Source organism: Saccharopolyspora tripterygii, assembly GCF_054778355.1.
The window spans coordinates 89,972-112,678 of record NZ_BAAGZP010000005.1 but is presented as its reverse complement, the minus strand read 5'-3'; the positions used below and the strand labels follow the sequence as shown (position 1 = coordinate 112,678).

The 22,707-nt window shown below is 70.0% G+C and carries 24 protein-coding genes; 11 read left to right on the top strand and 13 right to left on the bottom strand.

Annotation, left to right across the window (positions count from 1 at the left end):
* Positions 1-49: 49 nt before the first annotated feature.
* Entirely contained in the window at positions 50-301 is a 252-nt protein-coding gene (locus ACYVF3_RS03980) for a PLD nuclease N-terminal domain-containing protein (protein WP_461152893.1), read from the bottom strand.
* A gap of 164 nt (positions 302-465) precedes the next feature.
* Between ACYVF3_RS03980 and ACYVF3_RS03975 the strand changes: the two genes are divergently transcribed.
* From ACYVF3_RS03975 to ACYVF3_RS03955, 5 genes are all read left to right on the top strand, one after another.
* Positions 466-1,599, top strand: coding sequence for a sensor histidine kinase (locus ACYVF3_RS03975; protein WP_461152892.1), 1,134 nt, complete (start codon positions 466-468; stop codon positions 1,597-1,599).
* Between the two features lie 83 nt (positions 1,600-1,682).
* Positions 1,683-2,588: an ABC transporter ATP-binding protein gene (locus tag ACYVF3_RS03970; protein WP_461152891.1), complete on the top strand. Its 906-nt coding sequence runs from the start codon at positions 1,683-1,685 to the stop codon at positions 2,586-2,588.
* Positions 2,585-3,328: an ABC transporter permease gene (locus tag ACYVF3_RS03965; protein WP_461152890.1), complete on the top strand. Its 744-nt coding sequence runs from the start codon at positions 2,585-2,587 to the stop codon at positions 3,326-3,328. The genes ACYVF3_RS03970 and ACYVF3_RS03965 overlap by 4 nt, the downstream gene beginning before the upstream one ends.
* A 14-nt stretch (positions 3,329-3,342) precedes the next feature.
* The gene (locus ACYVF3_RS03960) at positions 3,343-4,500 is read left to right on the top strand and encodes a sensor histidine kinase (protein ID WP_461152889.1); all 1,158 of its coding nucleotides are present in this window, start codon (positions 3,343-3,345) and stop codon (positions 4,498-4,500) included.
* A 10-nt stretch (positions 4,501-4,510) separates the two neighbouring features.
* The gene (locus ACYVF3_RS03955) at positions 4,511-5,167 is read left to right on the top strand and encodes a dihydrofolate reductase family protein (protein WP_461152888.1); all 657 of its coding nucleotides are present in this window, start codon (positions 4,511-4,513) and stop codon (positions 5,165-5,167) included.
* Here ACYVF3_RS03955 and ACYVF3_RS03950 read toward each other — a convergent pair.
* The 4 genes from ACYVF3_RS03950 to ACYVF3_RS03935 form a co-directional block, all read right to left on the bottom strand.
* Positions 5,154-5,813, bottom strand: a complete 660-nt coding sequence (locus tag ACYVF3_RS03950) for a poly-gamma-glutamate hydrolase family protein (RefSeq protein ID WP_461152887.1) — start codon at positions 5,811-5,813, stop codon at positions 5,154-5,156. The two genes, ACYVF3_RS03955 and ACYVF3_RS03950, sit on opposite strands and share 14 nt — an antisense overlap.
* Before the next feature lie 88 nt (positions 5,814-5,901).
* Complete coding sequence (locus ACYVF3_RS03945) at positions 5,902-6,240, bottom strand: hypothetical protein (protein WP_461152886.1); 339 nt, start codon at positions 6,238-6,240, stop codon at positions 5,902-5,904.
* Positions 6,241-6,459: 219 nt separating this feature from the next.
* On the bottom strand, positions 6,460-8,085 hold the full coding sequence (locus tag ACYVF3_RS03940; RefSeq protein WP_461152885.1) for an alpha-amylase family glycosyl hydrolase: 1,626 nt from the start codon (positions 8,083-8,085) through the stop codon (positions 6,460-6,462).
* Positions 8,086-8,185: 100 nt separating this feature from the next.
* On the bottom strand, positions 8,186-9,823 hold the full coding sequence (locus ACYVF3_RS03935; RefSeq protein ID WP_461152884.1) for an alpha-amylase family glycosyl hydrolase: 1,638 nt from the start codon (positions 9,821-9,823) through the stop codon (positions 8,186-8,188).
* Positions 9,824-9,975: 152 nt separating this feature from the next.
* Between ACYVF3_RS03935 and ACYVF3_RS03930 the strand changes: the two genes are divergently transcribed.
* A complete protein-coding gene (locus ACYVF3_RS03930; protein ID WP_461152883.1) occupies positions 9,976-10,458 on the top strand; it encodes an RrF2 family transcriptional regulator in 483 nt (160 codons plus the stop codon).
* 77 nt (positions 10,459-10,535) lie between these two features.
* On the top strand, positions 10,536-10,904 hold the full coding sequence (locus tag ACYVF3_RS03925; RefSeq protein ID WP_461152882.1) for a carboxymuconolactone decarboxylase family protein: 369 nt from the start codon (positions 10,536-10,538) through the stop codon (positions 10,902-10,904).
* A gap of 309 nt (positions 10,905-11,213) precedes the next feature.
* On the opposite strand, the gene ACYVF3_RS03920 is transcribed toward ACYVF3_RS03925, so the two are convergent.
* The 3 genes from ACYVF3_RS03920 to ACYVF3_RS03910 are packed head-to-tail and all read right to left on the bottom strand — an operon-like array spanning position 11,214 to position 14,778.
* Positions 11,214-13,376: a xanthine dehydrogenase family protein molybdopterin-binding subunit gene (locus ACYVF3_RS03920; RefSeq protein ID WP_461152881.1), complete on the bottom strand. Its 2,163-nt coding sequence runs from the start codon at positions 13,374-13,376 to the stop codon at positions 11,214-11,216.
* The gene (locus tag ACYVF3_RS03915) at positions 13,373-14,335 is read right to left on the bottom strand and encodes an FAD binding domain-containing protein (protein ID WP_461152880.1); all 963 of its coding nucleotides are present in this window, start codon (positions 14,333-14,335) and stop codon (positions 13,373-13,375) included. The genes ACYVF3_RS03920 and ACYVF3_RS03915 overlap by 4 nt, the downstream gene beginning before the upstream one ends.
* Positions 14,335-14,778, bottom strand: coding sequence for a (2Fe-2S)-binding protein (locus tag ACYVF3_RS03910; protein ID WP_461152879.1), 444 nt, complete (start codon positions 14,776-14,778; stop codon positions 14,335-14,337). The genes ACYVF3_RS03915 and ACYVF3_RS03910 overlap by 1 nt, the downstream gene beginning before the upstream one ends.
* A gap of 231 nt (positions 14,779-15,009) precedes the next feature.
* Between ACYVF3_RS03910 and ACYVF3_RS03905 the strand changes: the two genes are divergently transcribed.
* Positions 15,010-15,576 carry a TetR/AcrR family transcriptional regulator gene (locus ACYVF3_RS03905; protein WP_461152878.1) on the top strand — a complete coding sequence of 189 codons (567 nt, stop codon included), beginning with the start codon at positions 15,010-15,012 and terminating at the stop codon, positions 15,574-15,576.
* A 212-nt stretch (positions 15,577-15,788) separates the two neighbouring features.
* Here ACYVF3_RS03905 and ACYVF3_RS03900 read toward each other — a convergent pair whose 3' ends face one another.
* Complete coding sequence (locus ACYVF3_RS03900) at positions 15,789-17,198, bottom strand: amidase (RefSeq protein WP_461152877.1); 1,410 nt, start codon at positions 17,196-17,198, stop codon at positions 15,789-15,791.
* A 13-nt stretch (positions 17,199-17,211) separates the two neighbouring features.
* Positions 17,212-18,141 carry an aldo/keto reductase gene (locus ACYVF3_RS03895; RefSeq protein WP_461152876.1) on the bottom strand — a complete coding sequence of 310 codons (930 nt, stop codon included), beginning with the start codon at positions 18,139-18,141 and terminating at the stop codon, positions 17,212-17,214.
* A 94-nt stretch (positions 18,142-18,235) separates the two neighbouring features.
* Here ACYVF3_RS03895 and ACYVF3_RS03890 point away from each other — a divergent pair, with 94 nt between their 5' ends.
* A complete protein-coding gene (locus tag ACYVF3_RS03890) occupies positions 18,236-18,769 on the top strand; it encodes a TetR/AcrR family transcriptional regulator (RefSeq protein WP_461152875.1) in 534 nt (177 codons plus the stop codon).
* Here the strand turns inward: ACYVF3_RS03890 and ACYVF3_RS03885 are convergent, their stop codons facing one another.
* Entirely contained in the window at positions 18,770-19,180 is a 411-nt protein-coding gene (locus ACYVF3_RS03885) for a DUF6010 family protein (RefSeq protein ID WP_461152874.1), read from the bottom strand.
* Between the two features lie 80 nt (positions 19,181-19,260).
* Between ACYVF3_RS03885 and ACYVF3_RS03880 the strand changes: the two genes are divergently transcribed.
* The gene (locus tag ACYVF3_RS03880) at positions 19,261-19,695 is read left to right on the top strand and encodes a MarR family winged helix-turn-helix transcriptional regulator (RefSeq protein WP_461152873.1); all 435 of its coding nucleotides are present in this window, start codon (positions 19,261-19,263) and stop codon (positions 19,693-19,695) included.
* A gap of 56 nt (positions 19,696-19,751) precedes the next feature.
* Positions 19,752-20,621 (top strand): Vgb family protein, encoded by an 870-nt coding sequence (locus tag ACYVF3_RS03875; protein ID WP_461152872.1) that lies wholly within the window; start codon positions 19,752-19,754, stop codon positions 20,619-20,621.
* Positions 20,622-20,740: 119 nt separating this feature from the next.
* On the opposite strand, the gene ACYVF3_RS03870 is transcribed toward ACYVF3_RS03875, so the two are convergent.
* Positions 20,741-21,373: an NAD(P)-dependent oxidoreductase gene (locus ACYVF3_RS03870; protein ID WP_461152871.1), complete on the bottom strand. Its 633-nt coding sequence runs from the start codon at positions 21,371-21,373 to the stop codon at positions 20,741-20,743.
* Positions 21,374-21,441: 68 nt separating this feature from the next.
* A complete protein-coding gene (locus ACYVF3_RS03865; RefSeq protein WP_461152870.1) occupies positions 21,442-22,686 on the bottom strand; it encodes an amidohydrolase in 1,245 nt (414 codons plus the stop codon).
* Positions 22,687-22,707 lie beyond the last annotated feature (21 nt).

Sequence of the window (22,707 nt, the reverse complement as noted above, 5' to 3'; positions counted from 1 at the left end):
GCGCCGAACTTACCCGCCCGCGGCCGTTGCACCAGCGGCCCTGGGAGACCTAGTAGGCCACTCGCCGGCGGTAGGCGTCGCCGCGGCCGATGATGAACCACAGCAGGCTGCCCAGGAACGGCGCGGCGAAGGCCACGAGGAGCCAGACCACCGTCATGCCGAACGACAGCGGCGAGCCGATGATGCTGACCACGGCGCAGACGAACAGCGCCAGCGCACCGAAGGCCACCAGCCCGATCAGCGCGAGGACGCCGAACTCCAGCAGCAGTTCCGGCGAGCTGAAGAGCTTTTCCAGGTCCATGACGTTTCCTCTCAGGAGTTCGTTCGTCCTTCGATCAACAACGCTATGGATCTCGGGGCGCCGCCACGTCCCCCGACCTGCTCGTCCGAACTTGGCCGAAAGTCGTACCCGCCTCGGCCCCTCGGCGAACGTGCCGGGCGATCGCCGCAACTAGAGTCGGCCAGGTGCGTCACCTCCTCGACCGTGAACGCCTGCTGTCCTGGTGGGACGGCAAGGTTCACCGCCTGCTGATCGATCTCGCCGTCGCGCTGCTGTTCAGCGGGCTGTTCGCAGACGACCCCACGCCCTGGGAGATCGGTCTCGCCGTCGTCGCCGGCCTCGGGATGCTGGTGCGCAGGAGGTTCCCGCTGATCGCGGTCGCCACCTCGATCCCGGCCCTGGTGTTCGTTCCGACGCCGCCGCCGTCGTGGGTCGCCCTCTACACCTACGCGCGCCACCACGGGGCCACGCGCGCGACGTGGATCGTGGGGTTCGTGATCATCGGGATCGGGGTCGGCTCCGAGATCATCGGGCAGAACGGCTGGGTGGGGTTCCCGATGCTGGTCGGCATCGCCGTGAAGTCCGCGCTGTACTGCGTGCCGGTCATGCTCGGGTTGTGGCTGCAGCAGCGGCAGGTGCTGATGACGGCCACGCGCGAACGCATCGACCGGGCCGAGCGCGAACGAGCGCTGCTGGCCGAGCGGGCCGTCGGCGAGGAGCGGCGGCGCATCGCCCGCGAGCTGCACGACGTCATCGCGCACCGGGCCAGCGTGATGACGTTGCAGGCGGGCGCGCTCACCGTGCACGCCAAGGACGAGACGACCGCCGACACCGCCGAGATCATCCGCGACAACAGCGCGAAAGCGCTCACCGAACTGCGCGGCATGCTCCGCGTCCTGCGCGAGGGCCCCTCCGAGGTCACCGAGGCGCCCGCCGTGCACGACATCACCGAACTGGTCCGCGACGCCGCGGAGACCGGGACCCGGGTACGGCTGACCATGCCCGACGACCTCCCCGAAACCTCCAGCACCACCGGGCGCGCCGCGTACCGCGTCGTGCAGGAAGCGCTGACGAACGCGGCCCGGCACGCGCCCGAGGCCGCGGTCACCGTCGTCGTCGAGGGGGGTGAGGGCCTCACCGTCACCGTCGCCAACGGACCGAGCAGGCCGTCCCCCTCATCCGGAGCCGGGTACGGGCTGCTCGGGATGCGGGAGCGCGTCGGGCTCGCCGGCGGCTCGCTGGAGGCCGGCCCGACCTCCGAGGGGGGCTTCCGGGTGACCGCGGTGCTGCCGCTGCCCGAAAGTCGTACCCGCTCGTAGCTGGAAGTCAGACGCCCCGCACCCATCGGATTCGCGATTCTCGTTGTCATGCGGGAAATCCGATCCGACATCGAGGAGCAGGGTTGATCACCATCCGGGAACTGTCCAAGCGCTACGGCGACAAGCTCGCCGTGCGCGACCTCACCTGCACCGTCCGGCCGGGCGTGGTGACCGGCTTCCTCGGCCCGAACGGGGCGGGCAAGTCGACCACGATGCGGCTCATGCTCGGCCTCGACCGGGGCGAGGGCGAAGTCCTGTTCAACGGCCGCGGCTACCAGGACCTGCCGAACCCGGTGCGCACCGTGGGCGCGCTGCTCGACGCCGGGGCCGTGCACCCGGGGCGGTCGGCGCACCAGCACCTGCGGATGATCGCCGCCGGGGCCGGCATCTCCGAGCAGCGGGTCCGCGAGGTGCTGGCCGCCGTCGGGCTCGACGAGGTCCGCTCCCAGCGCATCGGGGGCTTCAGCCTCGGGATGCGGCAGCGTCTCGGCATCGCCGCCGCGCTGCTGGGCGACCCCGAGTACGTGATCCTCGACGAACCCACCAACGGGCTCGATCCCGAAGGCGTGCGCTGGATCCGCTCGCTGCTGCGCAACCTGGCCGACGAGGGCCGGACCGTGTTCGTGTCCTCGCACCTGCTGTCCGAGATCGCGCAGCTCGCTGACGATCTCGTCGTCATCGGCGAGGGCAGGCTCATCGCCGCCCAGCCGGTGCGCGACTTCATCGCCGCGCACACCCGCACCCACGTCGTCGTGCGCACGGCGGAAGCCGGGCGTTTCGGGCAGTGGCTGCACCAGGCGGGATTCCAGGTGCAGCAGGAAGAACCCGACGTGCTGGCCATCCACAACGCCGAGGCCGAGGCGATCAGCGCCGCCGCGCGGCAGGCGGGCATCCCGATCCGCGAGCTGCACACCCGCCGCAGCAGCCTCGAAGACGCCTTCTTCAACGCCACCGCCACCGCCACGACCTACCGAGGAGCAGCAGCATGACCACGCTCGCAGCCAGGCCGCAGGCCGACACCACCTCCGCGGGACTGCGCGCCGTTCAGTACGAGTGGGCGGCCTTCCGGACCGTGCGCTCCAACTGGGTCCTGATCGGGGCCGCGATCCTCGTCCAGGTCCTGCTGACGGTCTTCGCGCACGACTCGCGCGACCACGGCGACGTCACCTTCGACAAGGTGATCTCGGTGGCGTGGATCTTCGGGGCGCTGGTGGGCGCGCTGGGCGTCAACGCCTTCGGCAACGAGTACCGGTACCGCACGATCACCACGACCGTGCTCACCGCGCGGTCCCGGCTGCGGGTGCTGTGGGCCAAGGTCGCCGTGGTCGCGATCGCGGCCATCGCCACCGAAACCGTGGTGATCTCCGCGTCCTGGCTGGTGCTCGCGGTGTTCATGGGAGCCGCACCGACCGCGTCGATCTCGCTGATGACGGGCGTCGGAGCCGTGATCTACACGACGCTGATGACCTTGGTCGGGCTCGCGCTGGCGGTCCTCCTGCACGGCTCGATCGTTCCGATCACGTTCCTCGTGGTGTGGCCGGAGGTCGAGATGCTGCTGATCAACCGGCTGGACCTGCCGGAGTGGCTGCTCGTGGTGCTGCAGCCGTTCTACTCGGCTCGCCAGCTCATCAGCGAAACGCCGCAGTGGCCGCACGCGCTGCCGATGCTGGGACTCGCCGCGGTTCTGCTCGGCGCCGCGGGCGTCGTCCTGACCCGCCGCGACGTGTGAGTACCGTGACGGACGTGTCGAGGAAGCAGCAGCGCTCGTGGTTGTCCTGGTGGGACGATTCGCCGAGGTCGCTGCTGTTCGACCTCGCGGTGGCCGGAGCACCGATCGCCGGTGAGTTCTACGCCCACGGCGGCCGCCTCACCGACACCTCCCCCCTGACGATCACGGCGATGCTCGCGGCGTTCTCCGCCCTGCTGGTGCGGCGGCGGTTCCCGTTCGCGGCAGCGCTGGTGGTGGCCGTGACGTCGCTGGGCGTCGAGCGCGTCCTCGGGTTCATCGAAGTCGCGACGTACACGGTGGCGAGCCGACGCGGACCCCGCCTGCCGACCTGGCTGGCCGCCGGCGCGCAGGTGCTGGCGATGCTGCCCATCGTGGCACGCTGGGACGACTTCCGGCTCGGACCCGCGACGACCATCATCGTGGGCTCGGTGGCCGTTCCGGTGCTGCTCGGGCTGTGGGTGTTCGGTCGGCGGCGCGTGCTGGCCGACTTCCGGGACCAGGCCGAGCAGGCCGAGCGGGAGCGAGAGCTGCTCGCCGAGCGCGCCGTGGAGGCGCAGCGGCGCGAGATCGCCAGGGAGATGCACGACGTCGTCGCGCACCGCATCGGCGTCGTCTCCCGGCACGCGGACCTCCTGGCCGCCAACGCCACCGACCAGCGCAGCTCCGAACTGGCCGAGGTCATCCGCTCGACCAGCGCCACCGCGATGACCGAACTGCACGACATGTTGCGCGCGTTGCGCGACGAGGCCGAACCTGAGCCCGCGTCGGCGAGCACGACCGGCATCGCCGAGCTCGTCGAAGGGGCCGTGCGCTCGGGGTCGAACGTGCGGCTCGACATGGCCGAGCCCGCGCCGGAGGTCCCGCCCGAGGTGGGGCGCGCCGCGTACCGCGTCGTGCAGGAAGCGCTCACCAACGCCGCCAAGCACTCCCCGCACGCGGCCGTCGTGGTCTCGGTGTCCTCGGACGGCGACGACCTCGCGGTGACGGTGACCAACCGGCGCAGCCCGCGCGGGCACGCCGTGGCGCTGCCCAGCTCGGGTTTCGGCCTGGTCGGGATGCGCGAGCGCGTCGCGCTGACCGGCGGCAGGCTCAACACCGGCCGGACCGAGGACGGCGGCTACCGCGTCCACGCCACCCTCCCCCTGCGCTCGGAGGACATCGCGTCGGCGTGACGCGCCGGCGATGAGTTCGGCCGTCTCCGCGGGTCTGCACATCGAGACCTGCGCGGAGAGGACGAACGCGATGCCGGATCTGATGGTCGACTTCATCATCTCGCTCGACGGCTACGCCGCTGCCGAGGGATGGCCGGGCCTGTGGGGCATGGGAGGACCGGAATACCTCGACTGGATCGCCGAGAGCTCCGAGAACGAGCACGTCACGCTCATGGGGGCCACGACGTACCGGTTGATGTCGGGGTTCGCCGCCGAAGCGCCCGAGGAGCCCGGGTTCGCCGAGCTGACGGCCCTGCCCAAGGTCGTCTTCTCCTCGACGCTGCGACCCCCGCTGTCCTGGGCCAACACCGAGCTCGTCACCGGGGACGCGGTGGCGGCCGTGCGGGAGTGGAAGCAGCGCGAGAGCCGGCCGCTGCGCACCCTCGGCAGCCTCGCGCTCGCCCGATCGCTGCTGCGAGCGGGGGTGGTGGACCGCTTCCGCGTGGTCGTCTTCCCCGTCATCACCGGCGTGACCGGTCAGCAGCGCATCTTCGACGGATACCCGGACGTCAAGCTCGACCTGCTCAGCACCCGGACCTTCGACGGCCGACTCCAGCTGCTCGAATACGCACCGACGATCCTCGACGAACCACCCGGGGTCTCGGCCCCGATGGTCATCGACGGCTGACGGCCCTCTCGACGGCGGCGACGTAGTCGTCGAACTCCGCCGTGGGAACGCCATCCTTCACCAGGGCGTCGCGCTGAGCGCGGGTGAGCTCCAGCTGCACGCCCTTGCCGCGGGTGTTGCGGTTGGCGATGTTGTCCGGGTCCTCGCCGGTGAGGCCGTCGGGGAGCGCGTCGGGCGCGTCGAAGCCCTCCTCGCGGAGCTCCTCCCGAACGGCGTCGCGCAGCTCGGTGTCGAGGCCACCGACGTAGGTGGTGGGTTCGTCGCCCTTGGCTCCGTGCCAGGACACCGTGTAGGTGGAACCGGCCACGGCCTCGCTGATCTGCGGTTCGTCGAAGTGGGTCGAGGTGATGTGCAGGACGCTGTTGCCCGAGGGCTTGATCCCCTCGAAGGTGCCGAAGCCGTGGTCACCGGAGGTGGCCGCGCTGTCGGCGAGTTCGGTGGTGGGGCGTTCGATGCCGCCGCCGTGGATGGCGATGTGGACGACGTCGGTGCTCCCGTCGCGCACGGCGCGCCGGTAGTCGACGCCTTCGGTCTCGTGGGCGGCCAGGTCGGCGTAGTCGGCGTAGGTGTCCTCGGCCTCGGCCGCGGGGGCGACCGCGAGGGCGAGAAGCGCCGCTGTGGCGGTGGTGGCGGTCCTGCTGATCATCTGGAGTCCCTCCGCGCGAGTGGTCAACCGCGGAGGATGCTAATCGGTGATCGGGAATTCGTCGGCCACAACAGGTGAACTCCCGCGATCAGCGGGACATCAGCGCTTCGATCCGGTGCTGCTCGACGAGCGCCTCGTAGTCCGAGGGGTCGGCGTCGAGCAGGTGCGCCGGACGGCCCGTGACCTCGCCGATCGGGCGCAGCAGGTCGAGCGCCTTCGAGCGGGTGGTGAGCACGGCGACCACGAGGACTCCGCGTTCGGGAACGTCCGGGTCGTCCGCGACGGACAGGCTCCACGGGATCTCGCACGGGGCTCGGTGGAACTCGTCCGGGCACAGCAGGCGCGCGATCGGGTCTTGCGCTGCGATCGCTTCGGCGTCGTTGGCGAAACCGGGGACCCGGATCTCGTAGACGCGGCTGAGGTCCATTTCCGTTCCTCCCAGGGTGGTGCGGCGACGTCCACCACCTTCGCCGCCACCCCGCGCCACCGGCGTCCGGAACCACCCCGAACCCATCCCTGATCCACCCCGGAGACCCGCTCGCTCAAGCGCCCGAGACCTCACCACGTCCCAGTTTTAGTCCGAACTGAGCGGACATTTCGGGCACGAAGCGTCCTCGGTTTGGACTAAAACCGGGAGAGGGCGAGGTCAGCGGAGGTCGAGGACGGCGTAGCCGAAGGCCGGGACCTGGAGGGTCTGGCCGTCGACGCGCACGCCGCTGTCCTCCACCGGGCGGGCGTGGGCGAGGCGGTCGTCGGGGACCTCAACGGTCACCGGCTCGCGACTGGGGTTGACGGTCACCAGGAACCGGTCACCCCGCAGGTAGGTCAGCGGGTAGCCGTCGTGGAACACCTCGACCCCACCGCCGCTGCCGAGCTCGGGGTGCTGCTTGCGCAGCGCGATGACCCGCTGCACGAAGTTCAGCAGCGACCCCGGGTCGGCCTTCTGGCCGGCGACGGTCGGCCGGTTCGGGTCCGGGTCCTGCGGGATGTAGAGCTTCTCGGCGGGCGCGGTGGAGAACCCCGCGTTGGGGCCGTCGTCCCACTGCATCGGCGTGCGGTTGTGCTGCCTGCCCGCGCTCCCCTCGACGTCGGGAAGCCCCTCGACCAGCCGCATCCCGATCTCCTCGCCGTAGTACAGCGTCGGGACCGTCGGCCAGGTCAGCCAGAACGCGAACGCCGCCGGGATCTCCTCCGGAGTCCGCACGCCGTTGTTCAGCCGCAACGCGCCGTCGTGGTTGGCCGATGGCAGCAGGATGTGGCCCGGCTTGCCGATGGTCTGCTCCGTCTGCTCCCAGGCGTCGACGAACACCTTCGCCGTGCCGGTCCCGTCGGCGCCGAAGTAGGGGTTGTCCTGCCACAACGTCTTCCACGGAGCACCATCACCTGGACCGTTGACGGGCAGGAAGAAGTCGCCGTCGAACCCCGCGGGCACGGAGGTCGCCGGGTCGCCCCACTCGGCGATCATCACGGCGTCCGGGTGGTTCTCGCCGAGCCACGCGCGCATCTCGCCCCACAGCTTTCCGGTCTCGACCCACCCCGGGTCGTCCTTGACCAGCGTGGCGGCCAGGTCGCAGCGGAATCCCGAAACACCCAGCTTCAGCCAGTGATCCATCACCTCGCGCATCGCTTGCCGGTTGCGCGTGGGACCTTCGGCATCGACCGGCTGGCGCCACGGCTCGTCCGGGTTCATCCGCGCGTAGCCGTAGTTGATGGCCGGTTGCGTGTCGTAGTAGTTCTTCAGGAACGCGCCCTCGCGCGGACCGGGCGAGGCCACGAAGTCCTCCGGCAGGCTGCCGTCCGGCGGCAGCTGATCCGGAGTCGCCCACACGTAGCGGCTGTCGGTGCTGTCCTGCAAGGAGTTCAGGAACCACGGGTGCTGGTCGGAGGTGTGCCCGGCGACGAGGTCGAACAGCACGCGGATGCCGCGCGCCCGGGCCGCTTCGACCAGCGCCCCGACGTCCTCCTGCGATCCGTAGCGCGGGTGCACGCCCACGTAGTCGGTGATGTCGTAACCGGCGTCGGTGAACGGTGACGGGAACACCGGGTTCACCCAGATCGCCGTGACTCCCAGCCAAGCCAGGTGGTCGAGGTGCTCGGTGATGCCCCGCAGGTCGCCGATCCCGTCGCCGTCGGTGTCGGCGAAGCTCTGCGGGTACACCTGGTAGAGCACGGCGTCAGCCAGCCACGAGGGCTGGCCGGACGCCGCTGCGGGACTCACCCGCGCGATCGGCATCACCGCAGCTCCGGCGAGCACCGCACCCGTACCGATCATGAACGAACGCCTCGACACCACTGCACCCAGCTCCTCGCCTGAATACGTATTCACACAGCGGCGCCGAATCTACGTCATCCGAGTGAACGAGGAAAGGTGCTCACGGCCGAAGATCCAGCACGGCGTAGCCGAATCCCGGCACGGTGATCTCCCGGCCGTTGATCGTGACTCCGGAGTCCTCGACCGGAGCCGCGTTCGCCAGCCGGTCGTCGGGGACCGTGACGGTCACCGAGTCGCGGCTGGGGTTGGTCGTCACCAGGAACCGGTCACCCCGCAGGTAGGTCAGCGGGTAGCCGTCGTGGAACACCTCGACCTCGGCCGCGATGCCGAGCTCCTGGTGGTTCGCGCGCAGCGCGAGGAGCCGCTGCACCAGGTTGAGCAGCGAGCCCGGATCACCGCGCTGTGCCTCGACGTTCGGCCGGTTCTCGTCAGGATCGATGGGCAGGTAGAGCTCTTCGGCCGGTGCGGTGGAGAACCCCGCGTTGGTCCCGCCGTTCCACTGCATCGGGGTCCGGTTGTTCTGCCTGCCGTCGCTGCCCTCGACGTCGGGAAGCCCCTCGATCAGCCGCATCCCGATCTCCTCGCCGTAGTAGAGCAGCGGGACGATCGGCCAGGTCAGCCAGAACGCGAATGCCGCCGGGATCTCCTCCGGAGTCCGCACGCCGTTGTTCAGCCGCAACGCCGTGTCGTGGTTGGCCGAGGGCAGCAGCACTCCTCCCGGCCTGCCGATCGCCGCTTCCGCATCTCGCCAGGCGTCGATGAAGGTCTTGGCCGTGCCGGTCCCGTCAGCACCGAAGTACGGGTTGTCCTGCCACAACGACTTCCACGCCTCGCCGGTCTGGAAGAAGAAGTCGCCGTCGAACCCGGCGGGCACCGCGACCGCCGGATCCCCCCACTCCGAGATCAGCACCGCGTCCGGGTGGTTCTCGTCGAGCCACGCCGCCATCTCGCCCCAGAGCTCGCCCGTCTCGACGAGGTCCGGATCGTCCTTGATCAGACTGCCCGCCATGTCGCAGCGGAATCCCGAAACACCCAGCTTCAGCCAGTGATCCATCACCTCGCGCATCGCTTCCCGATTGCGCTTGGGACCTTCGGCATCGACCGGCTGACGCCACGGCTCGTCCGGGTTCATCCGCGCGTAGCCGTAGTTGATGGCCGGCTGGGTGTCGTAGAAGTTCTTCAGGAACGCGCCCTCGCGCGGACCGGGCGAGGCCACGAAGCCGTCGGGAAGGCTGCCGTCCGGCGGCAACTGGTCCGGGCTCGCCCAGATGAACCGGTCGTCCCCGGAGTCCTGCAGGGAGTTCTGGAACCACGGGTGCTGGTCGGAGGTGTGCCCCGCGACCAGGTCGAACAGGATGCGGATGCCTCGGCGGCGGGCCTCGTCGGTCAGCCGCGCGACGTCGTCCTGCGTGCCGTAGCGCTCGTGCACGCCCACGTAGTCGGAGACGTCGTAGCCCGCGTCGGTCAGCGGCGACGGGAAGATCGGGTTCATCCACACCGCGGTGACGCCGAGCCACTGGAGGTGGTCGAGGTGGTCGATGATGCCCTGCAAGTCCCCGATCCCGCTGCCGTCGGTGTCGGCGAAGGTCTGCGGGTAGATCTGGTAGAGCACCGCGTCGGCCAGCCACGAGCTGTCCGCGCCGGCCATCGGGAGGCGTTGCTGGGAGATCGGCAGCACGGTCGCGCCCGCGACCAGTGCACCGGTGGAGATCATGAACGATCGCCTGGACATCGGCATGTTCGGTTCCCCAATCGGTATTCGCCTGTGAACGAGAGCCGAAATTACGCCGCCCCCGCACGCCGCGGAACGCGCAAGATCGCGTTCAGACCCGAGTGGCCCAGGCCATTCCCGGTTGCCAGGTTTAATCCTGGACACATAGTGTCCTGGTTGTGCGGATGAACGAGGGCGTGGAGTGGGCGGTGCACAGCTGCCTCAACCTCGCCTGGCTCGGCGACGAACGCGCGGTCCCGGCCGCGAAGCTCGCCGGGTTCTACGAACTTCCCGCCGCATACCTGAACAAGCAGCTGCAGGCGCTGGCCCGCGCGGGGATCCTCACCTCGACCTCCGGTCCGCGCGGCGGATTCCGGCTCGCACGGCCGCCGGAGAAGATCACGCTGATGGATGTGGTCGCGGCGATCGAAGGCGAGGAGGAGGCGTTCCGCTGCACCGAGATCCGTCATCGAGGCGGATCCGACAGCGGCGTCCGCAGCGAGACGCCGTGCGCGATCCACACCTCCATGCGCAAGGCCGAGCTCGCGTGGCGCCGGGAACTGGCCTCGCAGACCATCGCCGACATCGCGTCCACGGTGGAAGGCCACTCCTCGGCCGCACCCGAGCGGGTCCGCCGCTGGTTCGATGACACCCGCACCTGAGCGAAAAATCCCGCCCCGCACGGGATTCGCACATCCACAGATTCTGGACAACAGATATCCACGATAAGGAGTGAACGATGCAGGGACGGATCGACGACATTCCGGCCAAGGCGGGCAAGGGGTACAAGGCGATGGCTTCGCTGGAGGCCTACCTCGCAGGCAGCGGCATCCCGCAGGGCCTGCAGCACCTGGTGAAGCTGCGGGTCAGCCAGATCAACGGCTGCGCCTTCTGCGTCGACATGCACAGCAAGCACGCCCAGCAGGGAGGCGAGACCGACGAGCGGCTGTTCCAGGTCGCGGCCTGCGCGAGTCGCCGCACTTCAGCGACGCCGAGCGCGCGGCCCTGGACCTGGCCGAATCCGGCACCCGCCTCGCCGACAACCCGCACGGCGTCCCGGACGAGGTCTACGAGAAGGCGCGGGAGCAGTACGACGAGGAGACGCTGACCGCGCTGGTGATGCTGATCGCGGCCATCAACGCCTGGAACCGCATCAGCGTCATCAACAGGACGGTCCCCGGCTCCTACACGCCCTGAGGCCGCGGGCAGTTCTGATCCGAATTGACCCGGAAAAACGGACGCGGGAGGCGGGCAGTTCAGACCAAAACTGCCCACCTCCCGCGAAGCCTCGCCAAGGCCACCGCGAGCGGAACGTGGTGATCACGGTGGATCCCGGTTTTAGTCCCAACTGAGCCGACATTTCGGACATGATCATGGCTCGGTTTGGACTAAAACTGGGATTCCCGGCTGTGCTCTCTCAGTCCACCAGGAGGTTCTCAATGGTGATCGGGATGTGGCGGACCCGGACGCCGGTGGCGTTGCAGACGGCGTTGGCGACCGCGGCGGCCACGCCGACCGTGCCGATCTCGCCGAGCCCCTTGGCGCCCACCGAGTTGTGCAGGGTGTCCGGGTACTTCACGAACTCCACACCCACCTCGCCGATGTCGGCGTTGACCGGCAGCAGGTAGCTCGCGAAATCACCGTTGGCCACCCGCCCGCTGCCCTCGATCTCCATGCCCTCGTGCAGCGCCGCCGACAGGCCCCAGATCATGCCGCCCTGCAGCTGGCTGGTCGCCAGCTTGTCGTTGATGATCCGGCCGCAGTCGAACACGCCGAGCATCCGGGACACCCTGATCTCGCGCGTCCACTTGTGCACCTTGACCTCGACGAACTGCGCGCCGAACGAGCTGAAGGAGTGCTTGGTCAGCTCTTCGCCGGGAGCCGACGACCCGCTCACCGACACCGACTCGCGGCCCAGCCGGCGCAACAGGTCGCCGAAGGCGATCGTCTCGCCGTCGGCGAAGAGCTCGCCGTGCGCGTAGGTGACGTCCTTGCCCTCGAAGGGCGCACCGGGCCCGGAGGCCAGCGCTGTGAGCTCGTCGACCGCCGCGACGCCCGCGAGCTGGATCGCGGTGCCGACGCTGGCGGTCGCGGTCGAACCGCCCGACATGCCGCCGGGCGGCAGCGCCGAGTCGCCCAGTTGCGGGGTGATCCGCTCCTCGGGCAGGTCCAGCGCCTCCGCGCCGATCGTCGACATCACCGTGAGCAGGCCGGTTCCCGGGTCCGCGCCGCTGGTGGAGACCACCGCCGTCCCGTCCGCCCGCAGCTCGATGCCGACCGTCGCCGGGAACCGCAGAGCCGGGAACATCGCCACGGCGACGCCCATGCCGACCTGCCAGTCGCCCTCGGTGCGGCCCTGCGGACTGCGGTTGGCCCAGCCGAAGCGCTGCGATCCGACGGTGAAGCACTCGTCGAGGTGCTTGCTGGACCACGGGAGGTCCTTGCCGGGCGGGGCCGTCGAGTTGTTGCGCTTGCGCAGCTCGATCGGGTCCATCTCCAGCTCGATCGCGAGCTCGTCGACGGCGCTCTCCAGCGCGAACGACCCCGGTGCCTCGCCGGGAGCGCGCATGAACGTCGTCGGCGGGATGTTCAGCGGCACGATCCGCTGGGACACCGCGAGGTTCGGGGTCGCGTACCACTCCAGCGACGTGCCGTGCGAGGTCGGCTCGACGAACGAGCGGGCGGCGTCGGTGCTGCACCACGAGTCGTGCTGCACCGCGATCAACCGGCCTTCGCGGTCGGCGCCCAGGGCGACCCGCTGCCGCGTGGACGCGCGTCCGGCGGTCGCGGTGAACACCTGCTCGCGGCTGAGCACGATCTTGACCGGACGACCCAGCGCGCGGCTCGCCGCCGCGGCCAGGAAGGCGGGCGTGGAGGTCTTGCCCTTGCCGCCGAAAGCGCCGCCGACGTACGGGTTCACCACGCGCACCTTGGAGGCGTCGACACCGAGCGCGGTCGCCACGTCCGCGGCGGTCATGTGCGAACCCTGGTTCGGGGTGTGGAGCGTGAGCTCGTCGCCCTCCCACACCGCGACCGCCGAGTGCGGCTCCATCGCGGCGTGGTTCTGGGTCGCGGTCGAGTAGGTCTGGTCGACGACGACAGGGCTGGTCCCGAAGGCATCCGCGATGGAATCCAGGTCCGCATCGGGGTCGAGGATCTCCAGGTCCTCGCGACCCGGCGCGGCCTCGGCCTCGGCGATCCCGTCCTCGAACGAGGTCCTGGCGGGCGCCACCTGGTAACCGGTCTCCACGAGCGCTGCCGCGTCGCGCGCCCGCTCGAAGGAGTCCGCCACGACCAGGCCGATCGGCTGGCCGTAGTAGGAGACCTCGCGGTTCTGCAGCGGAACCCAGGTCTCGCCGAGCATCGAGCTGGGCGTGGTCAGCTCCAGCTTGTCGAACGGCGTGTACACGGCGACGACGCCGGGCGCGCTCTTGGCCGCGGTGACGTCCATGCTCTCGATCTCACCGCGAGCGGTCGTGCTGAGCACGAGATAGCCGTAGACCGTTCCGGGGAGGTTGTTGTCGGCCCCGTACTTGGCCTGTCCGGTGACTTTCAGCGGACCGTCCAGCCGACTGGTCACAGCTGCATCCCTTCGGTGGTTTCGAGCAGGGCGCGAACGATCGTCCGCTTCAGCAAGGACACCTTGAAGGCGTTGCCGGACAGCGGCTTCGCACCTTCGGCGGCGAGAGCAGCGGCGGCTTCGAAGGTCTCCTCGGTGGCGGGCCTGCCGCGCAGCAGGTCCTCGACGACGCCGAGCTTCCACGGCACCGTGGCGACTCCGCCCACGGCGACGCGAGCGTCGGCGATCACGCCGTCGCGGACGTCGAGCGCCACGGCGGCCGACGTCAGGGCGAACTCGTAGGACTGCCGGTCGCGGACCTTGACGTAGGTGGAGTGGGCGGCGAAGTCCAGCTTCGGCACGACGACCTCGCCGATCAGCTCGCCTTCGCGCAGGTCGTGCTCGGCCTCCGGCGTCTGACCCGGCTGGAGGTAGAAGTCCGCGAGCCTGACGGTGCGCTCGCCGGAGGCACTGACCAGCCGGACCTCGGCGTCGAGCGCGACCAGCGCGACCGCCAGGTCGCTGGCGTGCGTGGCCACGCACGCATCGCTGGTGCCGAGGATCGCGTGCATCCGGTTCGCACCCTCGACCGCCGGGCAACCGCTGCCCGGGTCACGCCGGTTGCAGGGCATGTCGGTGTCGCGGAAGTAGCCGCAACGCGTGCGCTGCATCAGGTTCCCGCCGATGCTGGCCATGTTGCGCAGCTGCTGCGACGCGCTCTGCAGCAGCGCGCGCGAGATCACCGGTGGCACACCGGGGTTCTCGGCCACGTCGCTCATCCGCTCCAGCGCGCCGATGCGCAGCCCGTCGGAGGTGTCGATCCCGCGCAAGGGCAGGCCGTTGATGTTCTGCACCCGCTGCGGGGTGAGCACGTCGAGCTTCATCAGGTCCACGAGCGTGGTGCCGCCGGCCAGGAAGGCGCCGGTGTCGCCCAACGCCTCGTCGATCGTGCTCGGTGCGGTCAGTTCGAAGGAGCGCATCAGCCCGCCCGCCTAGCTTGTTCAACTGCCGCGACGATGTTCGGGTAGGCCGAGCAGCGGCAGATGTTGCCCGACATGAACTCGCGGACGTCCTCGACGTCCTTGTCGACCGCCGCGACGGCCGACATGACCTGACCGGACGTGCAGAACCCGCACTGCAGCGCGTCCTGCTCGATGAAGGCCCGCTGCACGGGGTGCAGCGACTCGCCGTCCGCGAGCCCTTCGACGGTGGTCACCGGCTGCTGCACGGTGGCGGCCAGGGTGAGGCAGGACAGGACGGGGCGCCCGTCGACGTGCACCGTGCAGGCGCCGCACTGCCCCCGGTCGCAGCCCTTCTTCGGGCCGGTGACGCCGAGGTTCTCTCGCAGCGCGTCGAGCAGGGTCACGCCGGGTTCGACGCTGAGCTCTTCCGTCCTACCGTTGATTTCCAGGGAGATGTCCACAGAATCTCTTCCCCGCCCTGACGCCGGAACGCCACGGCGGAATGCTCGTGGTGGTGGGAGCTAAACTCGAAGGCTGAACCGGATACTCATCCACTTCAGCTGAGACCAAGCTACCGGATAATTATCCGGTCATCAACGAGCACGTATGTTCTCGCCCTCAAGAATGCCCAAGCCCCCATTGCGGTGCACTACATTCCGGGTGAAGACCAGGTGGACGAGCGGGGAGGAACGATGACCACGGGCTCGGTGAACCCGCGCCGCGCCGACACCCGGCGCAACCACGAGGCCATCCTCAACGTCGGCGCCAGGTCGCTCGCCTGCTCGGAACGGGTCTCGTTCAACGACATCGCCAAGCAGGCCGGCGTCGGCGTGGGCACCGTCTACCGGCACTTCCCCACCACCGAGGCCCTGATCATCGCCGTCTACCAGCGCGAGCTCGAACTCCTCGGCGAAGTCGTCCCGAAGCTGCTGGCCACCCACGAGCCCGAACAGGCGTTCCGCACCTGGGCGACCGACCACCTGGCGAACTACATGATGACCAAGCGCGGACTGGCGAAGGCGCTCGTCGCCGCCACGTCCTCGCCGGCCGAGCTCCCGGTCAACGCCCACGAGAAGCTGCTCGACGCGCTCACGCCGCTGCTGATCGCGAACGCCGAGGCCGGCAACATCCGCCCGGACCTGAACCCGGAAACGGTGCTGCGCGGCCTCGGCGGCCTCTTCTACCTCGACCCCAAGGGGGACTGGCGCGCTGAGACGGCGGAGCTCATCGACCTCCTCTGGCGAGGGATGAGCGCCTAGGCGTAGTTGAGGATTGCGGCGGAGCCGCTGTTTCAGGTGTGGGACTCAGCCCGCACCGCCGCGGGTTCGCCAGCGCCTTCGTGGCGAGTACGCCAGGACGCCGATGTCCACCCCGGGGTAAGCGGAAGACATCAGGAGCGGCGCACGGAGACCACGAAGGCGCTCAGGTTCCGCCACCCGCACCGCCAAGCAAAGCAACCCACAAACAACTCCTAACGCGGGTCGATCGGGGTGCTCGGTTGGAACGCGCCCTGGATCACCTCGGCCGCGTCCAGGCAGAGGTCTTCCCGGAACATCTGGCCGATCACCTGCGCTCCGCGCGGGAGGCCCGAGGCGGTTCCGGTGGGCACCGCCACCGCTGGGACTCCGACGAAGCTGCTCGCCGTGCACAACGCCATCGATCTGCCGTAAGCGCGGAACTCCTCCAGGCCGCGCGATTCCTCCTCCGGCTCGAACGACAGCCTGGTGCTGACGGGACCGAGCACCAGCGGGTACTCGTCCATCAGCTGCGCCCACGCGCGCTGGATGCCGAGACGAGTTCCGGTGAGCCCCAGGTACTCCGGAAGTTCGACCGGTGATCCCTCCTGCATGGACAGTTCCATGTAGCGGGCCGCCTCGGGACCGACCAGGTCGCGGATCATCGGCCAGCCGGGCGCGAACTCGGTCATGATCATCTTGCCGTAGGTGTCGAGCGCTTCCTGCAGCCTCGGCAGCTCGACCTCCACGACCTCGTACCCGGCGTCGGTGAGCGCGTCGGCCGCGCCGACGAGACCCGCCCGCACCTCGGCGTCGACGCCGCTGCCGGTGGGGTCGACGACGAAACCGACCTTGATCGGGCGCTCCAGATCCGGCCCCTCGACCGGCACCGGGACCGCGCGCGGATCACGCGCTTCGGTGCCCACCAGCGCTCGGTGCGCGAGGCGGAGTTCGCCCACGGTCCGGGCCATCGGCCCGTCGACCGGGATGACCTGCGAGCTCAACGACGGGTCGTCCGGGCCGAAGCGGTGGTCCGACGGATACCGCCCGGTGCTCGGCTTGAGGCCGCAGACCCCGCCGAACGTGGCCGGGTTGCGCAGCGAACCGCCGGAGTCGTTGCCCAGCCCGACCGGCGCCATTCCGGTCGCCACGGCGACGGCGTCACCGCCGCTGGTGCCGCCCGGGGTCTTCGTCCGGTCCCACGGGTTGATGGTGTGCCCGTGGAGCTCGCTGACGGTGTGCATGCCGCGCAGGGTCATGGTGGGCAGGTTGGTGTGCCCGATCGGGATCGCCCCCGCCCGGCGCAGCCGCTCGACCGGCGGCGCGTCCACCGGCCGCACGAACTCGCGGAACCGCGGCAGCCCGTGCGTCGTGGCCCGTCCTGCGACGTCGGTGTTGTCCTTCACCGAGAACGGCACGCCCGCCAGCGGACCGCCCGGCTCACCCCGCGCGAGCCGGGCGTCCAGCTCGGCCGCTTCGGCGGCGGCCGTGTCCGCGAAGACCTCCGTCACCGCGTTGACCTGCGGGTTGACCGCGTCGACCCGATCGAGGTGCGCCTCGACGACCTCGCGCGCGCTGACCTGCCGGTCGGCCACGAGCTGGGCGAGGTCAACCGCGGTGCACGCCCACAGGCGTTCGTCTCCCATGCTCGTCAGGAGATCACAGGACCGCCGATCCGTCAGCTGATTTTCCGGACAGCGAGTCCAATTCGGACTGCAGCTCGGGCGTCAGGCGCACCCCGCCCGCCGCGATGTTCTCGTCGAGGTGGCCGGGGTCGGCGGTTCCCGGGATGAGCAGGGTGTTCTCGTAGTGCGCCAGCTGCCAGGCCAGCCCCACCTGCGCCGGGGTGGCGCCGATCGCGGCGGCGACGTCGATCACGACCGGGTTCTCGATGACCTTCGACAGCCCGGGGAATCCCGTCCCGGCCGGGAAGGCCGAGCCCAGCGGGAAGAACGGGACCCACGGAATCCCGTGCTCGCGGCAGACCTCCAGGACCGGCTCGGCATGGCGGTCCAGCACGCTGTGGGAGTTCTGGACGCACGCGACGCCGACCGGCAGCGCCTGCTCCAGCTTCTCGGCGGTGACCGCGCTGAGCCCGATGCCGCCGATCTTGCCCTCCTCGCGCAGCGCGGAGAGCTCGGCCAGCTGGTCTTCGACGTCGACCAGCTGGTCGCCTTCGGCGACCACGCCGGGCGGGGCGTCGGTGCGACGCAGGTTGACCACCGGCAGCCGCTCCACGCCGAGCTGGGCGAGGTTCTCCTCGACCCCGGCGCGCAGCTGCTCCGGTCGTTGCGCGAGCGCCAAGCCGACGTCGGTCTCCGGCGCGTGCACCGCACCAACCTTGCTGACCAGCACCAGGTCGTCGGGGTAGGGGTGCAGTGCGTCGCGGATCAGCGCGTTCACCTCGCCGCGACCGTAGAAGTGCGCGGTGTCGACGTGGTTGACGCCCGACTCGACGGCACGACGCAGGACCGAGATCGCAGCGTCCCGGTCACGTCCTCGCAGCTGCATGGCGCCGAACCCGACGCGCGCCACCGGCCGTCCGGCCAGGGTCGCCACGCCGCCGGGCGCCACCTCGGAGATGTTCATGGTGCGCTCCTGCCATAGTGGAGAGCTAGGCGGAGGATCCTCCGCTTCCGCCACGCTAGCAGAAACGGAGGATCCTCCGATTAGCGACGACGAGATGCGCGCGGACGCGCGCCGGAACCGAGAGCGCCTGATCGCGGCAGCCAGGGAGGCGTTCACCTCGGACGCGGCGACGGTGTCGCTGGAATCGATCGCTCGCGCAGCCGGCGTCGGCATCGGCACGCTGTACCGGCACTTCCCCACCCGGGACGCGCTCGCCGAAGCCGTGTACCGCACCGAGTTCGCCGCGCTGCGCGACTGCGCCGCCGAACTGCTCGCCGACCAGCCGCCGGACGCCGCACTGCGGTCCTGGATGAACCGCTTCGCCGACTACATCGCGACCAAGCGCGAGATGGCCGAAGCGCTGCGCTCGGTCATGTCGTCGATCTCGTTGTCGGAGAAGCGAGCGGAGCTGGCCGAGGCCGCCCGAGCCCTGCTGGACGCCGGAGCCGAGGACGGGTCCCTGCGGTCCGACGTGCCCGCCGAGGACGTGGTGGCCGGAATCGTCGGGATCTTCCTGTCCTGCGGCCCCGACCAGCCCGAGCAGGCCGGTCGGCTGCTCGACCTGATGGTGGACGGACTCCGTTCCTGATCAGGCCGCTGCGCGCTTGGTGGCGAACCAGGTCTGGATCGCCGGGGCGCCGCGGAACATCCACACGGCCAGGACCGGGTCGCAGATCGCACAGCCGAACGAGGAGTGCGCGAAAGCCGGGATGATCGGTGCGCCCTTGAGGTGGTGGACGACGTCCCATGCGGTGTGCAGCAGCCAGGCGAGGCCGATCCAGCGGTAGTCGGTGAGCCCCTTGAACGCGCAGAAGGTGAGCGCGGTCGCGAAGCCCAGCTCCCACGTGCCCATTCCGCCGCCGGAGACGTAGACGGCCCCGGCGCCGGCGACCATCACCGCGTTGAGCTTCTGCCGCGTCGGCTCGGGCAGCTGCGAGCACAGCGCGATGTAGACGAGCGCGATGACCACGGGCGAGATCAGGTTCAAGGCGGTTTCCACGAGTCCTCCTAGTTTCAGCCTGACTGAAACCATAGGTTGCAACCTGGCTGCAACTCAAGGTGGGGTGGGAGGATGGCCCGGTGAGCGTTCCCGAGGGCGCACCGCCGCCGAGCCCGACTTTCCTGATCATGACCCTGGGGCGGAAGCTGCGCGAGCAAGTCGAACGCGACCTCCGCGCCAGCGGATTGTCGCTGCGGCACCTCTCCGCGCTCGGCCACCTCTCGCGCGAACCGGGGCTCTCCTACAGCGAGCTCGCCCGGCGCGCGGAGGTCACCGCGCAGAGCATGCAGGCCACCCTCAACCAGCTCGAAACCCTCGGCGCCGTCGAGCGCACCACCGAAGCCGGCCGCGGCCGGACGGCCCGCCTCCAGGTCACCGACCGCGGAGACGAGCTCCGCACCGCGGCGCAGACCACCATCACCGCGGCCGACGAGAAGCTCCTCGCGACCATCCCCGAGGAGGATCGCGCGCCGCTCACCCGCGCGCTCATGGCCGCGTTCCGGTCTCCGGAGTGACGCGTCGGCCGCGGAAATCGGTTGCCGCTGCCGGGTTCCAGGAGGACGCTTCTCGGGTGGAATTCACCGAGGTGCCGGTTGGCGAGTCCGGTTGCGGCCCGTACGGGGTCGCGGCCGGCCCTGATGGCGAGATCTGGTGCACCGAGGTCCATCACGGGCGCGTCGGTCGGCTGGATCCCGGTGGGAGCTACCGGGGTTTCCAGGTCGGACCCGCGGACGCGCAGCCGACCGTGATCGTCGCCGGCCCCGACGAGGCGATGTGGTTCACCCAGTACCAGGGCAACCGGATCGGGCGCATCGGCCCGGACGGCGCGGTCAGCGGATTCGGCGTGCCCGAGGCCAACCCGTACGGACTCGCGGTCGGGCCGGACGCGGCGCTGTGGTTCACCGCGATGAGCACCGGCCAGATCGGGAGGATCACCACCGACGGCACCATGACCGCTTTCGACCTGCCCGATCCGGGCGGATTCCCGTCGCTGATCACCACCGGGCCCGACGGAGCGCTGTGGTTCACGCTCAACCAGGCCAACGCGATCGGGCGGATCACCGTCGAGGGCTCGGTGACCACCTTCCCGCTGCCCACGCCCGGCGCGGCACCGGTCGGCATCGCAGCGGACCGCGATTCGCTCTGGTTCGTCGAGATCGGCGCAGGTCAGATAGGCCGCATCACCCCAGAGGGTGACATCACGGAGCATCCGCTCCCCGACCGCGCCGCCCGGCCGCACGCGATCACCGCGGCCACCGACGGCTGCTGCTACTTCACCGAGTGGGCCGCCGGCCGAGTGGGCCGCATCGATCGCACCGGCGCGATCGACGTCCACGACCTCCCGAAACCGGGTTCCGAGCCCCACGGCCTCACCCTCGCCCCGGACGGAACCCTCTGGACCGCACTGGAATCCGGATACCTCGCCTGGGCCAAGCCCTGACGCTGCGGAACCGTCCCTGAGAACTCCTGGGGAGGTCGTGTGGGTGGGGTGGGGAAGTTTTCATGAAAACTTCCCCACCCCACCCACACGACCTCCCCGTGGTGATACATCAACAACCCCTAGTCGGCGACCGTGACGACGGCGCGAGAACTGTTGGTGTCAGCGATGTTCTGCAACACGCAATGGGCCAGATCGGCCCTGGAGAGACTGCGTCCGCCCAGGAGGCTCACGTTGGTCGCCGTGCGGTAGACGCCCCTGCCGGGCTTGTCGGTGAGCATCGGTGGGCGGATGATCGTCCAGTCGACGTCTGAGGCGCGGAGCAGGTCCTCCATGCGCCCCATGTCGGTCCAGGGGTGCTTCAGGATTCGCCACAGCAGCGGTTTCACCACGCGACGCGTCAGCAGGTCGTCAGCGGGATCGCTGATCATCCCGCTGTTGCTGATCACCAGGAACCTGCGGGTCCCGGCCTCGGCCATCGCTTCCAGGATGCTGCGCGTGCTGTCGGTCTGGACGGTCGTGGGCCGCTTCGCGCTGCGGGACCCGATCGCCGAGATGACCGCGTCCTTGCCCTTCAGATGCGGGGGGATCACCGCCGGATCCATGACGTCGGCCTCCACGGTGGTGAGCCGGGCGCGCGGTTCCAGCGCGTCCGCGTCGCGCACCACGGCCGTGACCGCGTACCCCGCCGCGCACGCCTGCTCGACGAGCTGCGCCCCCGTCCCACCCGTCGCACCGAAGATCGCGAGTCGCATGACGCCTCCCCAGTCGTGAGCGGCCGCCTCGGCTCGCTTCCAGCGCCCGCTTCACCACCGACCTTGGCTCACCCGCGGGTTCCGAGCCATTCGATCGCGGCCGTGGTCAGGGCCTTCACACCGGTGGTGAGGGTGGGTTCGATCGCGGGTGCGAAGTGCGGCGAGTGGTTGGCCGGGATCGCGCGAGCGACGTCGTCCGCGGCCACAGCCGCCCGGAAACGGCCGGACTCGGTCCCGCCGAAGAACCAGTAGCAGGTGGGCACGCCTGCTTCGGCGCCGAACAGGCCCACGTCCTCGCTCGCCATCGCCGGTGGCAGGTCCAGCACGCGGTCCCCGAGGGCAGCGCGCAGGGCGCTTCCGGTGCGGGAAGCCGCCTCCGGGTCGTTGACCAGGAGCGGGAACCGGGTGATCTGCTCGAACTCGGGTTCCCGCTCGGCGCCCGAGGCCACCGCCTCGGCCCGGACGATGCGGTGGACGGCGGTCAGCACCCGTTCGCGCACGCGTTCGTCGACGGAGCGGATGTTGACCAGGATCTCCGCCTGGTCGGGGATGATGTTCTCCTTCGTGCCCGCGCGGATCGAGCCGACGGTGAGCACCGCGGTGTCATCGCCGGCGACCTCGCGGGACACCACGGTTTGCAACCGCAGCACCGTCGCCGAGGCCATCACCACCGGGTCCACGGTGTTCTGCGGCTGGGAACCGTGCCCGCCGCGGCCGAACATGGTGATCTTCAGCGAGTCGGCGGCCGACATGCTCGGACCGCTCATCATGCCCACGAACCCGCTCTCGAACGGGAAGACGTGCTGCCCGAGGCAGACGTCCGGTCGCGGGAACCGCTCCAGGAACCCGTCGTCGAGCATCGCCCGCGCTCCAGTCCCGATCTCCTCGGCGGGCTGGAACACCGCCACCACCGTGCCCGACCAGCTCGAACGGGAGTCGTTCAACAGGTCCAGCGCCCCCAGCAGGCAGGTGACGTGCATGTCGTGCCCGCAGGCGTGCATCACCGGCACGTCGGACCCGTCGGACGACGTGGCCCGCTGCGCGCTCGCGTAGTCCAACCCGGTCTGCTCCTGCACCGGCAACCCGTCGAAGTCCGCGCGCAGCAGCACCGTCGGACCGGACCCGTTGCGCAGCACCCCGACGACGCCGGTGCGGCCCACCCCGGTGGTGACCTCCAGCCCCAGCGCCTCCAGCCGCCGCGCGACTTCAGCGGCGGTCCGGTGCTCCTGGAACGACAGCTCCGGGTGCGCGTGGAGATCCTTGTACAGCGCGGTCAGGTCATCTCGGATCTCGTCAAGCCGTCCGAACTCCACCACAACCTCCGATCAGCGACA